Below are 16234 nucleotides of genomic sequence, written 5' to 3'. Positions count from 1 at the left end.
ATCTATAGCTTTATATAAATGATAAAGATGTATTCTATGGAAAACAATAGCGGTATAAAGGAAACATATGTTTATCGAAGGAATCATATTATACATCTTGTAAAAACAATTGTTTATAGTAAAGTGGTAAGTAAGGTTAACAAAATATCGACATTCATACTCTTAGGCTTTCTTCTGAGTCCTTTTCTTACATTGGCTCAGTTCCATCCGGATTCTGTATTGGTTCCTGCTGCCTGCTACAATTTCGTAAATGATCTTGAAAACGATAATGGACTGACAGGGATTAATCCATTAGAGCCAAATCCACCTAGTGACACCGCTACTTTTATTGATGCTGAAGAGCTTTGCTTAAATAATAATAATAAGCACTATCAAATGACTTCCGGTCAAGGATTAGATGTAGATAACGGAAGTTTGACCTCTATAGATAATTATACTGTAGAATTACTTTTTAAAGTTGACGATATTCCTGCCGATAATGATGAGGGAAGGGTTTTTATTATGAATTTCTCTAATCAGAATAAAGCTGGAATATTTATTAACCCTGATGGGTATATTTGTTACTACACCGGTCAAGGTTCTAATGGAACTGAGGAAGCATGTGGAACTGATTTAGTTTCTCCTGATTATCCAAATGATTTTCCAACGGAGTGGATAAATCTTGCGATAAGTTACGATAATAATGAAATTGTTGTCTATTTAAATGGTGAGGAACAATTTAGAGTTGAGGGTGACAATGAATTTAACCTTCAAAATCAAACATCATATTTTGTACCTTCTAGTAGTTTAAGTGACAATCCAGTAGCTGATATTACAATAGATTATATTCGTTATTTTGATGAGGTTTTAGATGCAACCTCCATAGAATCATTGAATTTAGCAGCAATAGCAGGTAATGATATAGAAATTCAGGCTTCTGCTACTGAGGGATGTATAGGAGAGGATATTACATTAACCGCAGCAGGTGGAGATCGTTCTTTCTACGTCTGGAGTACAGGAGATACTACAGAAAATGAAAATTTAACCTATACCATCTTCCAAGCATCAGACACCCTTTGGGTGCAAGGTGTTGCGGTTTCGCCCTGTGAAAGACAATGCTTTGATATAGCTGACACCATCGTCATCACAGGTTTCCCCAATCCTGAGATGGGAATAGTAGGGCCAACAGAGCTTTGTGAAGGAGATCTAGCAACCTTTTCTGCATCTGAAGATCCAGCCGGAGGAATGATTGAGTATTTTTGGTCTACTACTGGTTCCACCTCATCTGAAACAGGAGCAGACACTAAAGACTACTCCGTTATTTATGATGCAAATGGTGTTTTCGATTTGAATTTAGAAATTGAGAATGAATATGGGTGTATAGCCGATACCACCATTCAAATTACCGTCAATAATGTGCCCACGCCAGGTGTCAATTTGCCGGCATCTGCCTGTGAATTTCAAAATGTAAACATTGAATACACGGGGAATGCTACAGATTCTGCAATATTTACTTGGGATTGGGATGGAGGAACCGTTGAAAATATTAATGATCCAGGTAGAAATTTTGATGTTAGTTGGGATAGTTTAGGAACCAAAACCATTCGCTACGAAATTGAAGAAGGAAACTGTTTGGTAGTCGATTCTGTCACCATTGACATTACTCGAAGACCTACCCTCGATTATAGCGCCCCTGATAGTGTTTGTGCTACTAATCCAGTAAACATTGATTATTTGGGTAATGCAGATACATCAATTGCCAATATTACTTGGGATTTTGGTGATGGAGTAAATTCTGGAGATAATATTAATGCTGAAGTAGTGTGGGATAATCCCGGAACAAAGACTATTATTTTATCAATTGATGAAGGCGGATGTATAAATGATTCTACCTTTTTTATTGAAGTACTTCCAGTTCCAACCACAGAGGTGGATTTCCCTACTGATATTTGTGCAGGACAGCCCGCAACCTTTGAATATATAGGAACAGCAGATGCCTCTGCTGACTTAGTTTGGTCTTTAGATGGTGGAACTGTTTCAAATGTAATAACAACAGATCGAGAATTTGATGTGACTTGGGATAGCCTTAGTTTAGGTTCCAAAGAGATTACTTTAAATATTAGCCAAAATGGCTGTGATACAGACACTACTTTTTATATCAATGTAGGTAAAACGCCAACAGCTGACTTTGATTTACCTGCAGGGGCTTGTACAGATGAAGATGTAGTGGTGCTTTATACGGGTACTGCTAATTTGAACTTAAACTCGCCTGAATTGGAATTTACTTGGGATTGGGGAGTTGATGGTTCTGCAACGCCAATAACCACTGGTGGTCAAGAAGCTTATAATGTTCAGTGGAGCTCTTTTGGTACTAAAACTGTTAAATTACAAGTTACAGAAAATGGATGTACTAGCACTGAACTAACTCAAACAATTGAAATTGCTGAAAAACCGGTCATTGATTTTGACCCCAATACTTCAATTTGTGTTACTGAAACTACGTCATTTGTTTTTACTGGCAATGATGCAGGTGGAGATTTTACTTGGGATTTTGATGGAGGTACTCAGGTAAGTATAAATGATGCTAATACTGATTTCGAACTAGAATGGGACTCAGCAGGCACCAAAAATGTTGTAGTATCAATAGATAATAATGGTTGTATAACTACAGAAACTTATACGATTGACGTATTAGAGCCTGCTACTACGGCTGTATCTTATCCGGCATTTGCCTGTGCAGGGCAAGCAGCCAGATTTGTTTATGAAGGATCGGGAGATACCAATGATGCTGGAACCACTTTTAATTGGACATTTGAAGATGCTGATAATGTAGATCCTTTAGGCGATGAGGTATATGACGTCACTTGGGATACTTATGACGCTGCAAATACTACCAAAACTATAACACTAGAGATTAATAAAAATGGATGTACAGTCATTAGAGACTTTACCATAGAAATTTCACCTATGCCAGTTCCTGAAATTACAGCTCCTACAGAAGCTTGTATGGACGAAACAGTGTCGGTTACATTTGATAGTGATATAGCAGGAGCAACTTTAGATGGCTATGATTTTGGTACAGATGGAGTTGAAGCTGCTACAGCTGATCCTGAAGTTTGGAATGTTGCATGGTCTTCTATTGGTACTAAAACCATTTCGGCTACCTATTCAATCAATGGATGTGATTCTACCGTCACTCAAGACATAGAAATATTTCCAATTCCGTCTGATGATATGGATACGGAGACCCAAATTTGTGATAATGCTACAGCTAATTTCACCTATATGGGAAATGCATCTAATACCGTAAGCTGGACAATGCCAACCGGAGTAACTTATACTCAGGTATCCGGTAACGATAGAGACATAGAAATTACTTTTCCTGTTACAGGAACTTCAGCAACTTATACTATTGAAGCGGAGATTTCGAATGGTAATTGTGAGATCTTGTTTTCTGAAGATGTTACAGTGTTGCCAGCTCCAATTTCCAATATTCCTAACTTAGGAACTATTTGTACTACCGAACCAGTAACTGTAGATTTAACATCAATTTATGATGCTAACAATTCATATTCCTGGATTTGGAATGGTGCTATTGTAGATAATTATAATGGAGCTGGAATTTGGACAGTTTATTGGCCAACCTCAGGAACTAAAACCATCGAGCTTACAGTGCAATCGCCTAACGGATGCCAAGCGATTGATACCCAAACATTAAATGTTGGATATTTACCACAATTAGGTGATTTGGATGTTCCAGAAAGTGTTTGTGAAAATCAAAGTTTTGAAATTGCTTATTTAGGCAATGCTGCTGAAGTAACTAATTTTGATTGGACAGAACAAGCTGGTGGTACTTTCAATTTTGATGGTACCGATAGTTGGACTGTAGAATTTGATAGCCCAGGAGAAAAAGAAGTAAGCTTACAAATGATTGGTGGTGCAGGTTGTACCGTAGATACAACTTTTACTATAAACGTAAATTTCTATCCTGATTTTGGTCTGTCCTCAAACAATACCTGTACAAATATTGCGGTTTTTGTGACTTATCCAGATGTTTTAACGGTAGATATTGATACAACTTGGAATTTTGGGGACAGTGCAATTTTTGAACAAATAAATGATACAACTTTCAGTGTTGAATATAATACTCCAGGAGAAAAAACCATTAGCTTAACTATTGATGGGGATTGTGGTGTGGACGTTCAAACTGCCACAGTAGATGTATCAGCCGGACCTGAATATACGGTTGACGCTGAAGAGAAAGTATGTATTAACGATCCTAATCCATATGAAATAGAATTGGTAGAGTCAACTGATACTGATGTGGAAATAATTGGGTTTAGATTAGTACCTAATGATGATAATGCAACAGGGATCATTTCAGCGGATGGATTAAGTTTATTTGTTGAAGGATGGGATTATGGTGGATATAAACAAGCAATCCTGGAAGTGAGAGATGTTTCCGGGAATGGTTGTCCTAATAATACTGAAACCATTGATTATGCAGTTTATAATTTCATTGAATTAAATGCTTTTCCAGCAAATGGTTGTATAGGTGAAACAATAAATATTAGCTTTTCGGGTGTAGTAGAAGATGGAGCTACTTTCAATTGGAAATTTGATGGAGCTATCGTTAATGAAATAGTTAAAAATGAGGAATATGAATTAAGATGGGATAATTCAGGCCCTAAATTGATTGAATTAGAAATAGTGGGCCAATGTAATACCATCTCAGATAGCTTGGCAATTAATATTGGAGACCCAGCCAACACTTCTTTGGATTTTGATTCAAATGTTTGTGAAGGTGAAGCGGCTAATATTACTTATGATATGAGTCTTTTAACTACCAATAGTACAGTTAATGGAGTAGATATAATTTATGGCAATATGCCAAATGACACCACCAATGATGAACCTGAAAATGGTGTTTTTGCACCAGTTTGGAATACTGCAGGTGTTAAAAATTTCTCATTAATCGTAAATAATGGTGGATGTATTGATACTGCGGATTACCAAATAACGGTGTACCAATTTCCTGTAGCCTCATTTACAAGAAGTGACAATAGAGTATGTGTCGGGGAAGCTGTAGATTTCAACTTCAATGGTAGCTTACCTACTGGCACAAATGTAGATTGGGGTTTCCAAGAAGATGATGCAGCAGACATAACTGAAAACACTACCGATACTAATTATTCAGTATTCTGGCAAACTCCTGGAACCAAAACGATAACATTGGATTTAGATAACGGAGGCTGTACGGATAGTTTCACACGTGAAATAGAAGTTTTACCATATCCTGATTTTGAAATTGATATGCCAGATGATGTTTGTAGAAATGCACCAGTTAGGGTTGGTCTAATTAATAATGGAACTGGAACTATATCTGATTTTGATTTTGAGTGGATTATTGACAATGCTGTTACTGTAGTTGATTTAGGAAATGAAGAATATGAACTAACATTTCCTGATGTAAGTACTCAAACCATAACTGTTAATATTACAGGAACCGGAGGTTGTAATAACTCTATTTCTGATGATATCATTGTAAATCCAGCACCTAATTTGGTATATACTGCAACCCCTAACCCATTATGTGTAGGAGATGATTTTACATTTGAATATACCGGAGTTGCAGGGACTGATTTTACAGGTGGTATAGATGTGAACCTAATAGATTCAGATGGCGGAATTGAAGATGTTGCTGCTTCTACTAATAGAGAATCTGTGATCAGTTGGTCAACACCTGGATTTAAAAGAATTAGAGTAGAAGTAGAGGATGATAACAATTGTCCTGCTGTAGCAGTGGTTGATGTAGAAGTATTACCATTACCAACTATGACTTATGACGCTCCAACAGATTTCTGTATTGGAGAAGAGTTTATTGTAACCTATACCGGAAGTGCTGATCCATTTACAGATGATTTTATTTGGACTTTTGATCCTGCTAACTTGGATTATGCAACAAAAGTAGCAGGTCAGCAAGCTTACCGTGTTCGTTATACTGCTGGAGGAGCAAAAACTATTGAGATTTCAGTGATCAATAGTAATGAATGTGAAAATACAGTAAGTTTTGATGTTAATATAGTGCAAGGACCTACTGATTTTAATGTGGATCAGGGGCCAGTTTGTGCCTTTGATGAATTAACATTTTACTTAGGAGGAAATGAGGTGGTTAACATTGATCCAGGAGTTGATGGTAGCTGGGATATCAGTGATCCAAATAATATTACTTGGTCAACACCTGGAACAAAAACTGTAGCACTTACACTTACTAATGGAAGTTGTGATATTGTAAGAGAATTTGATGTTGTAGTTAAACCAACACCTTTAGGAGAAATTACAGTTGATGTCGGCTGCGTGGGACAACCTACATTGGTAAGTTATGGTGGAGAGGGTGCTGCCGGTATTTTTGCAGAATATTATTGGGGAACAAGTTTTGATGATGCCGCTTCATATTCAAAATTAGCAGGACAAGAAGCTTATGAGGTAATTTGGGATACACCTGGCACCTATCTTATATCAGTGGATATTATCGGAGAAAATGGTTGTGAAAATACAATTCTACTTCCAGAAATTACTATCAATCCTTCACCAACCGTAAACTTTAGATTACCAGCCACCATCTGTGAATTTGTGGAAAGAGAACTTACAGTAAATGACCCAGATTCTTCATACCAATATACTTGGAATTTAGGGCCATATGGAGAGATTGTTTCTTCAAATGCCGATAGCACGCAAATCACGGCTGTTTGGGAAGATATAGGATCTACTAATGTTAATACGGACGTTTCCGTTACAGCAACTTTAAATGGTTGTAGCACTACCAGAACCAGAACCATCAGAGTATTGCTTGGGCCTGATCCAACTTTTGATGCACCTCTGTTTTGTTTGGATGAAACGACTGGAGTAGCTGTGGGTACTATAACTTATGAAGGAGATAATGATTTAGATAACGATACTTTTGAATGGGACTTTGATCTAGATTCTGCAGCAGGAGAAACGGCAGTTAGAGACACTCCGCCTGCAAATTCACAAAATTATATAGTAACTTATAAAACTCCTGGAAGAAAAGCAGTAACGCTAACTGTTACAAATGCAAATTGTGGAAGTCGATCATTTACTGATTTTATAGCAGTAAATAACTTGGCAGAATTTGAATTTTCATCTGCAAACGATTCGCTATGTGAAGGAGCTTCTACACGCGTTTGGTTTACAGGAGAGGCAGAAGAAAATGCTACTTATGATTGGGATTTTGATTTAGATTTAGAAGCGGGTGATGAAGTGGATGAAATTGTAACAGATTCATTATTTGAAATTACCTATAACTCAACTGGACCTAAAACGATTCGATTGGAGATTACGGGTGAAACCTGTAATGATGATGATTTTGAAAGAACTTTTATTATTGGAGAACAGCCAACATCAGATTTCGAGTTAGGAGCAGATGAAAATTGTTTAGGTGATCTTACAAAAATAACTTACACAGGAACTACTTCTGATGGAGGGTTCCTCAATTGGGATTGGGTAGATGGTATTCCTACGCAATTGAATGATTCAACTTTTGAGGTGAGATGGCCTACTGGTGGTCTTAAAGAATTGAGTTTAGTTGTGGAAGATGGTGGATGTATTTCTGACACAACATTTCAAACACTCATGGTTTATGATAATTCAGCCTCAAATTTATTAATCGATACAAACTTATGTGTAGATTCATTGGGAATGGCGTCTGTGAATCCAGAGTTCTTTGATCCTGGTGCAACTTGGAGTTGGGATTTCCAAGGGGTGGATGTAATAGATTCAAATACTGATTCAACAGAAATTACCTTTAGCTATGATTCAATTGGTGAGAAATTCGTGAACTTTAGCATTGATGGTTCACTTTGTAATGATTTTGATTCCACATTCGTGATTAATGTAGGAGCGCCAATTCCATTTAGTATCTCAGCTGATACAGAAATATGTTCGAATGATAGTGCTAGGATAGTATTTACCCTACCAATGGTAAATGGTCGGGAATTAGAATGGGATTTTGATAATCCAAGTCAGGTAACAAAAATAAGCAATACAAGAGAGGATTATTTTGTGACTTGGGATACTGTAGGAATTAAAAATGTGACAGTATACATTAATAATAAGGGATGTATCGCAGATAGTACCTTTCAAGTAAATGTAAAACAACTGCCAGATGCTACTTTCCAGACAGATGATTTTATGTGTCAAGATGATATTTTAAAGCTGGTACCAGATTGGGATATTTCCCCTCTTAGTATTATAAGGTGGAGTTATAATTATAATGGAGAGATAGGTACCCAAAATGAGGCTGATTTTGAATTGCTATTAGATACAGCGGGTACTATAGAGATTTCTTTGAGTGTTTTAGAGGATGGTTGTCAAGATTTTTATACTACAACAATTGACATACTTGAAAAACCCGCTGCTTCCATAAATGCTCCAGATTTCATCTGCTTGGAAGGAACAGCAAATATTAGTTTTGGTGATAGTTTGATAAGTGGTACTAACTATGACTGGGGCTTTGATGGAGCAACTACTGTTAATGATTTAGGAAATGAAACCTATGAGTTAGGCTGGTCAGAAGGTGGAGATAAAACTTTATATGTAGTAGCAAGCAAAGACGGATGTCCTTCTGATACTGCATTTCATACACTTAATGTATTTAGTCTTGATAACTTAGAAGTTGAATCCGATACAATTTGCCAACATGAATTAGCGGTTGTCAACTTTGTTGATGAAGGATTAGATATTTCAGATTATACATGGGATTTTGATGGAGCAGAAATAATTAGCGGATCAGGTTTTGGTCCTTATGAATTATTCTGGAATTCAGCTGGGGAGAAGGAAGTTTCCATAAATATTGATGGCTTTATATGTAATACCGATCAATTGTCAAAAGTTATCACAGTTGTACCTTCCTCTTTTCCTACTATTGATATTAGCATTTCTGACTTAGTCTGTAGAAATACTGATGTTAGTGTAGAATTAGATATGGATAATCAAGGTGATAATCCAGAATTTGAATGGTTTATTAATGGAGAGTCAATAGGCAGTGAATTTGATAGCACGCTTTTATCAGATCAAGATATTATTAAAGTGAAATTAATTTCCGGTGCCGAATGTGTGATTGAAAATGAGGTGATGTCTAATGAAGTAACAGCTAATATCTTAGATTATCAATATACAGGAAATACTATAGCTAACCCAAATCCAGTCTGTATTGGAGATTCCGTGGTTGTAAGTTTAGATCCAGGAAATTATAATGTATTGGACTGGGAAGTAAGCACTGATTTAGATAATTGGACTAGTTTAGGTGTTTCAAGTGCAGAATTAGTTGACTTCCCAGAAGAAGACACCTATTACAGAGCAAACATAATTGATGTTCAAGGGTTATGTCCTCAAACTACACCACCAGCCACTGCTAGAGTAGTGCCTTATAATCCAATTGATGCGGGTAATGATATCAGTATTAGAGAAGGAGATACCAGGATTTTAGAGGCAACTGATGGGCAAAGTTTTGTATGGAGAAATGATGTTTCCATTGAAAGTGATGTGAGAAATTCAAGAATACAGGTAAGCCCAGTTATTACCACTACTTATTTTGTGGATGGACTAACAATAAATGGATGTCCTGATGTAGATTCGGTTACTGTTGTTGTACGTCCTCCAGTAGAACCACCAAATGTTTTTTCTCCTAATGGAGATTCCTTTAATGATGTTTGGCAATTAGATCAAATTAATCAATATCCTAATGCTGAAGTTAAAATCTATAACCGATGGGGAAAAGAGTTGTTTTATTCTATTGGTTACGATGAGCCGTGGGACGGTAGGTTTAACGGGGAAGTATTAGCTCCTGGAGTTTATTATTATGTAATAGACTTAAAGGATGGTTATGATGCAGTGACGGGAACGATAACTATTTTGTATTGATATATTGAAAAAAATAATTTACATATCGATTTTTATTTTGGCTTTGTTTCCATACTATTTGATGGCTCAACAAAGGCCGCAGTATACGCAATATGCTACTAATCAATTCCTGATAAACCCTGCTATTGCAGGTTCTCAGGATATGGATGAGATTAAATTGGGTGGTAGAATTCAGTGGATAGGGTTTGAAGATGCTCCTCAAACCGTTTTTGCTAGTTATCATGCACCTTTTAAAAAGATGCCCTTTCAAACAACTATGAAAAAAAGAGGGCATCATGGAATTGGGGCGATTTTAATAAAAGACATAACTGGGCCAGTTAGTCAAACCTCTGCACATCTGAATTATGCCTATAATCATCCTTTTACAGCTAATCTTAACGGTGCCGTAGGAGTTTCTTTAGGTTTATTGCAACACACCATCGATATGGGGCAATTGAGTTTTAAAAATTCAAATGATCCTATTATTGATCGCTTAATGCCTACACGATTTATTCCAGATGGATCAGTTGGAATTTGGCTTTATAGTGATCGCTTTTATTTCGGGGCTTCTGTAACTCAGATTATAAGCAATACTACCATGTTTGTGCCTACAGGAGAAAGACAAGTAGAAACTTTTGATTTAGAGGCACACTATTTTGCTAATATCGGATACAAGCTTGATATAGGAGACGAAAGATCAGGTTGGTTTTTAGTACCCTCTGTTTTATTTAAATCTGTCAGACCTTCATCAGGACATTTCGATTTTAATATTAGAGCCCAAAAAGAGAATAGTTTCTGGTTCGGAACATCCTTTCGTCAGGATGATAGTTTTAGTGCTTTAGTAGGTCTTTCCGCTATGGAAGATTTTGCTTTTACCTATTCCTACGATTTTATTATTTCAGACATTGGTCCGTACAGTGGGGGTAGCCATGAACTCACCATGACCTTCAAATTCAAAAAGAAACAGAGAAAAGTTATTTGCCCTGATTCTTTTTGGTTGTAAAAAGGATGGCTTAGTCACCACCCTTTTATTTTTTTATTTGGCAGAATCTACCAGTAGTTCAGTTGCACTAGTGTTTTTAATTACAATTATGGCATCAAAATTCTTAACATAAAATGGTTCAAAAATTGTTTGTGAGCCATTTTTAGAACGATTCGTAAAACTTGCACCCACAGTTCTTCCTGATATTTTTCTATCCTTCCTTTTTGTAAAACTTCCTGTTGGCATGAACACTACAGAATCATACTTTTTTCGCAAACGGTATGCAACAGATCCTTCTATTGCAGGATCAACTGAAACTTCTCCCAAGGTATAATTATCTATATCATTTTTATCTCCCTCTTCATTTGATAAATAATACGCATTGAAGGCGCCTTTGTCAAAATCAAGAGCAATGGAATAATATTCATCGCCCATCCAATTCTTCAAATTTGCTCCAGTTCTACAATTCCCTTTCCTTTCATTTTCACATCTATTTAAAATATGTGTATTGTGTGCCCAAAATATCCCATTGGTTTGTGGGTCGTCTTCAAAATGAGCCATGATGTTTTCTGCCATCTTTACATCTCTATAAGCACCATATTTTAGATTGTGTTTTTCTTCTATAATAAATTTTAAGCCTCTTGTTAGGTGGTTCAATTTTTTTTTATCGACTACTGATAACTCAATATCTTCAGAAGCAGCTTTTCTTTCTTTCAATATTACTTCAAATTTTTCTATACCCTCATTATTAGACTTTGACATGAATTCACTATTAGTGGTTTCTGTAATTGTTAATTCATTTTTTAAGGTTGGTGAGTATGAAATTAAAATGCTATCAATCACATCTAAAGTGGTTTTGAAGTATTGAATATCTACACCGATAAAACTTAATTGTTCATTCTCTGTATTAGCATTATATTCTCTCATCCATTCAATTAAATCTGCCAATTCTTGTGTCATCCATGGCCATTGGTTAAATGATTTAACCACTTCACTTGGGTCATCTTCTGCACCTTTAATGTAGGCATCTGCTCTTAAGCAAGTGGCATAATCTTCTTCTAGGAATATGGTATTATATCCATGCTCCTCAACTAAAAACCTAAATAATTTATGGCGCATCAGAGTGAATTCACTAGTGCCATGAGTTGATTCTCCTAGTCCAATAAGCTTTGCATTTTCGAAATAACTGCTAAGTTGGTTTAGTTCTTCAGTTGATTCATCTGGATTGTAAGATGAAATGGGAATGTGAGGGATTTCGTCTTGTGCTATAATCGCATTTGTAAAGCATAAGTTAAAAATAATAAAACAAAGGCGTTTCATGTTGTAAATGGGTTTAGGTTAATAGTTCTTTAAAATAAAGACTATATAACTTAAGAGTTTAAAATTTATTATAAACTCTTTAAATATTCTCCCCAAAATACTCCGTCAGCTCCTGTAAAGTACGTTCCGTTACCTCTATGTCTTTTACAATTTCACCTTTATCCAAAATCACAATTCGTTCACAAATTTCAGTTACATGATTTAGATCGTGGCTGGAAATCACGAAAGTAACTGATTTTTCAGCTTGGAACTGCTGTATAATTTTCTTCAGTCTGATTTGACTCGTTGGATCGAGGTTTTCAAAGGGTTCATCCAGTAAAACAAGTCTGGGGTCTCCTAGAAGTGCAGCTGCAACTCCGAGCTTCTTTTTATTTCCTTTGGATAAATCCCTAATGTATTTCTTCTTTCCAAAAATCTCATCATTAAAGAGTGATTCAAATAACTTTAAATGTTGCTCAAGATCTCCTTTGCTTACTCCTCTGATTTTTGAGATAAATTGAAAATATTCTTCAGGTGTTAAATAGCTAATTAAGAATTTTTCATCAATAAAGGAGCCAGTGAAACTTTTCCATTCCTCACTATTGTTTACTGCTGATTCATCAATTAATACTTCTCCATCACTTGGTCGTATTAAATCAAGCATTATCCTCAATAGAGTTGTTTTTCCTGCGCCATTATTCCCGACCAAACCAAATGATTGCCCTTCTGGAATATCCATTTCAGGAACATTTAATACTGTTATGTTCTTATAGCTTTTTTTAAGGTTGTTTATTTTGATCACTTTTCTAAATGGTTAAATCGTGAATAAGTTTGTATTTATCTTTTTTAAGTTTTTTAGCAATGGAATTAAAGAAGGGTTTTCTAAAAATTAAACCAATCAAACCAGCTATTGCAATAGCTGAAATCCCTATCTGGTTATTCCAAACTGTAGAAAAGGCGTAATAAACAGCAATAGGCCCTAAAATTAAAGGAATGCCCACTACAAATTGTGCTGCCCCAACTCCTTGATAATTCATCATTGCGCTTTTATCTAATTCTATCGGTTTAGCTCCCCAAAGGCTCATGCGCATAATCAGCATGCTGTTTATGCCAATATTATATAAAGCTGTTGCTCCCATTATGAGCATTACCTCATATCCAAAATAAAAATAGGGAAGGGAAAGCACAGCAGTAATTATCACAGAATAAATCAACAATCTATATCTTGATTCTACCCAATAAGTGTAGGGGTTTATTTTGGTCAAAAAGAAATCCATTTGGTTCGTATTCCAACTCCATAAAAATTGGCCATACTGAATAATAAATATTCCTGTGAAGAAAACACTCACTAATATCGCCATAGATTTTGATTGTGCTTCTTGTCCCATACTAAAAATTAGTAGTGGATAGAATAGAAATAGTCCTGCTAGCATAATGCTTGATCGACTTCTTTTATGCCTCAAGATTAATTTTAACTCCTGCACAATTAGTGTGTTCATCAAGCCTTTATTTCCCCAATTGCTAAGTCTACTTGTAAATTCCTCGCCAGACATCATTTTGGCATCAAATAGATCTTCTACATAAAGATTTTGATAGAAAAATTGAAAACTCATGTATATTAGATAGCCTAAAAGCGCTATTGGAAGAATTAATAAAATTGGTGAGTTATAGACAATCATCGCCCAATCACCCAACGGAATTAATTCAAAATTCATAAAGCGATCCCCAACAAAATTCAAGGTGATTAAGCCTGCGAATATTAGCCATACGGTAAGATTATTTTCCAATTTTTTCTTCATCAGAATGTTGAAGAAATGAAGGCAGTGGGAAAGTAATAACGTAAAAGCTAGCCAAGCGATTGACTTTTCAATTCCTAAGGCGGGGATGAAAGTGCTGATAGTTAACGGGATAAAAATTGCAGGTGCAATCAGGTTGTAAGGATTGAAAATGGATTTAATCACTAAAAAGCGAGTAATTAACTTTTTTTGTATCGGTAAATGCAAATAAGGCTCAATATCCAAAACCGGTACCGTTTGCATTATATAACGTAGAGCCAGCTCACTCACGAAATAGTAAAGGAGAAACTGGTTGACCAATTGAGTGGGTTCTTTATTGATACCTAAAGCTTGGAGGGTTTCATTTAAATTGGCGCTTACAAAAATTAAGTTTACTAAAACAAGCAAGCCTAGAATAGCCAAGAAAATTTTTATTCCTAAATCTTTCTCAAAAGCAGGAGATCTTCTAAAACTTAGCCATTGATGCCTTAATATCCATTTCATATTTGGTGGTTGATAGTGAATTTGAAAACTAGGAGAATCAGCTGTACTTTCAAAGTATTATTTGATAATCGGACTTATTTTGAATTAAAGAGGTTTAAACTGAAAAGTAGTGATGGTTCGGATCAATAAGAAAAGCTAACATAACAGTTTTAGTTAACTGCAATGTTAGCAAATTATTGGAATTAAATAACACCCTGAGCTTTCATGGCATCGGCTACTTTTAAAAACCCAAAAATGTTAGCAGAGGCTAAATAGTCATGTTGGTTGAGATCATATTCTTCAGCTGTTTTCACACAGTTGTCATGGATATTCTTCATGATGTTTTTTAATTTCTCATCCACTTCTTCTCTCGACCAATATACCCCGATTCTGTTTTGGCTCATTTCTAATCCAGAAACTGCTACACCACCAGCATTTGTGGCTTTTCCAGGAGCATACAAGATTTCAGATTCGCAGACGATATCAATTGCTTCAGTAGTCAAAGGCATATTTGCTCCTTCCGTTAATAATTTTATACCAGTTTTCTTGAGGTTTTCAGCATCCTTTTTGTTGATCTCATTTTGCGTGGCACAAGGAAAAGCGCAATCGGCTTTAGTTTTCCATAATGGATTAAAATCTTGGTTTGAGTCCACTTCTTCATATTTAGCATTAGGATATTTTTCTAAGTACTCAGAAATTCTGCCTCTGTTTACATTTTTAATTTCTTTTATAAGGTCAAGTTTTTCTGTATTGATGCCTTCTTCATCTATAATGTAGCCTGAGGAGTCAGAGGCAGTAATAGGTTTAGCCCCTAATTCAATTAATTTCTCTAAAGTAAATTGAGCTACATTGCCAGAACCTGAGACTAAACATTTTTTGTCTTGCAAACTGTCATCTACTTTTTCTAACATGTACTGAGAGAAATATACTAAACCATATCCTGTGGCTTCGGGTCTTATTAGGCTACCTCCCCATTCTCTACCTTTTCCGGTAAGAACTCCGGTGAATTCATTTTGCAATTTTTTATATGTACCGAATAGATAGCCAATTTCTCTTCCTCCTACGCCAATATCTCCTGCAGGAACATCAGTAAAATGCCCAATGTGGCGATATAATTCGCTCATAAATGCCTGGCAAAATCTCATGATTTCGTTATCAGATTTTCCTTTAGGGTCAAAATCTGCCCCTCCTTTTCCGCCTCCTAATGGCAGGCCAGTAAGTGCATTTTTAAATATCTGTTCAAAAGCTAAAAATTTTAGAATGCTTTGATTTACTGAAGGATGAAATCTTAAACCACCTTTATAAGGCCCTAAAGCACTATTCATTTGTACTCGAAATCCTCTGTTGACTTGAACCTCTCCTGCATCATCCAGCCAATTAACTCGAAACGAGATTAATCGCTCAGGCTCAGCCATTCTTTCTAATAATTTCAAACGGTGATACTCAGGATGTTTCTTAAAAACTATTCCAATAGAAGAAATTACTTCATCTACTGCTTGAATAAATTCTGGTTCGTTGGGATTCCTCTTTTTTATTTGCTCAAGTAATTCGTTTTCAGACATATTAATTTTGCTTTTATATGAATTCTAAAATTAAACCACAAAAAAAATGTTTTATAGCTGAAATAAAGCTAATTACAAACAGTTTCTGTGTAATTATCTAATAGACTCTATTTATTTGGTAACTCTATTTACAGAAATTCTGTTAAAGAAAGTAGACATATAAAATTTTTTAAGATGTTTATTATCAATTAGGCCTATCTAGATTTAATCTTTAATAAATATTAATATTTTTT

Annotated in this window: 6 protein-coding genes; 2 read left to right on the top strand and 4 right to left on the bottom strand. The window is 35.6% G+C overall.

The features are described 5' to 3' along the window. The first annotated feature begins 36 nt into the window (after positions 1–36). Both QYS49_RS00915 and QYS49_RS00910 read left to right on the top strand, forming a co-directional pair. Positions 37–9921, top strand: a complete 9885-nt coding sequence (locus tag QYS49_RS00915; RefSeq protein WP_308349745.1) for a PKD domain-containing protein — start codon at positions 37–39, stop codon at positions 9919–9921. A 4-nt stretch (positions 9922–9925) separates the two neighbouring features. Continuing rightward, positions 9926–10903: a PorP/SprF family type IX secretion system membrane protein gene (locus tag QYS49_RS00910; protein WP_308349744.1), complete on the top strand. Its 978-nt coding sequence runs from the start codon at positions 9926–9928 to the stop codon at positions 10901–10903. A 33-nt stretch (positions 10904–10936) separates the two neighbouring features. Here QYS49_RS00910 and QYS49_RS00905 read toward each other — a convergent pair whose 3' ends face one another. The 4 genes from QYS49_RS00905 to gdhA all read right to left on the bottom strand — a co-directional run bounded on the left by QYS49_RS00905 (position 10937) and on the right by gdhA (position 16001). After that, positions 10937–12202 carry an erythromycin esterase family protein gene (locus tag QYS49_RS00905; RefSeq protein ID WP_308349743.1) on the bottom strand — a complete coding sequence of 422 codons (1266 nt, stop codon included), beginning with the start codon at positions 12200–12202 and terminating at the stop codon, positions 10937–10939. 79 nt (positions 12203–12281) lie between these two features. Continuing rightward, complete coding sequence (locus QYS49_RS00900) at positions 12282–12983, bottom strand: ABC transporter ATP-binding protein (RefSeq protein ID WP_308349742.1); 702 nt, start codon at positions 12981–12983, stop codon at positions 12282–12284. 4 nt (positions 12984–12987) lie between these two features. Continuing rightward, positions 12988–14460 carry a DUF5687 family protein gene (locus QYS49_RS00895; protein WP_308349741.1) on the bottom strand — a complete coding sequence of 491 codons (1473 nt, stop codon included), beginning with the start codon at positions 14458–14460 and terminating at the stop codon, positions 12988–12990. A gap of 182 nt (positions 14461–14642) precedes the next feature. Continuing rightward, positions 14643–16001: an NADP-specific glutamate dehydrogenase gene (gdhA, locus tag QYS49_RS00890; protein WP_308349740.1), complete on the bottom strand. Its 1359-nt coding sequence runs from the start codon at positions 15999–16001 to the stop codon at positions 14643–14645. Positions 16002–16234: the final 233 nt, after the last annotated feature.

The sequence above is a fragment of the Marivirga salinae genome (assembly GCF_030503855.1).
GTDB classification, from domain to species: domain Bacteria; phylum Bacteroidota; class Bacteroidia; order Cytophagales; family Cyclobacteriaceae; genus Marivirga; species Marivirga salinarum.
The sequence above is the reverse complement of the archived record's forward strand: the minus strand, read 5'-3'. Positions and strand labels throughout refer to the sequence as shown.

Excerpts from the sequence above, each read along its gene's own strand:
- QYS49_RS00915 (WP_308349745.1), top strand. The coding sequence starts at position 37 with ATGGAAAACAATAGCGGTATAAAGGAAACATATGTTTATCGAAGGAAT.
- QYS49_RS00905 (WP_308349743.1), bottom strand. The coding sequence starts at position 12,202 with ATGAAACGCCTTTGTTTTATTATTTTTAACTTATGCTTTACAAATGCG.
- QYS49_RS00895 (WP_308349741.1), bottom strand. The coding sequence starts at position 14,460 with ATGAAATGGATATTAAGGCATCAATGGCTAAGTTTTAGAAGATCTCCT.
- gdhA (WP_308349740.1), bottom strand. The coding sequence starts at position 16,001 with ATGTCTGAAAACGAATTACTTGAGCAAATAAAAAAGAGGAATCCCAAC.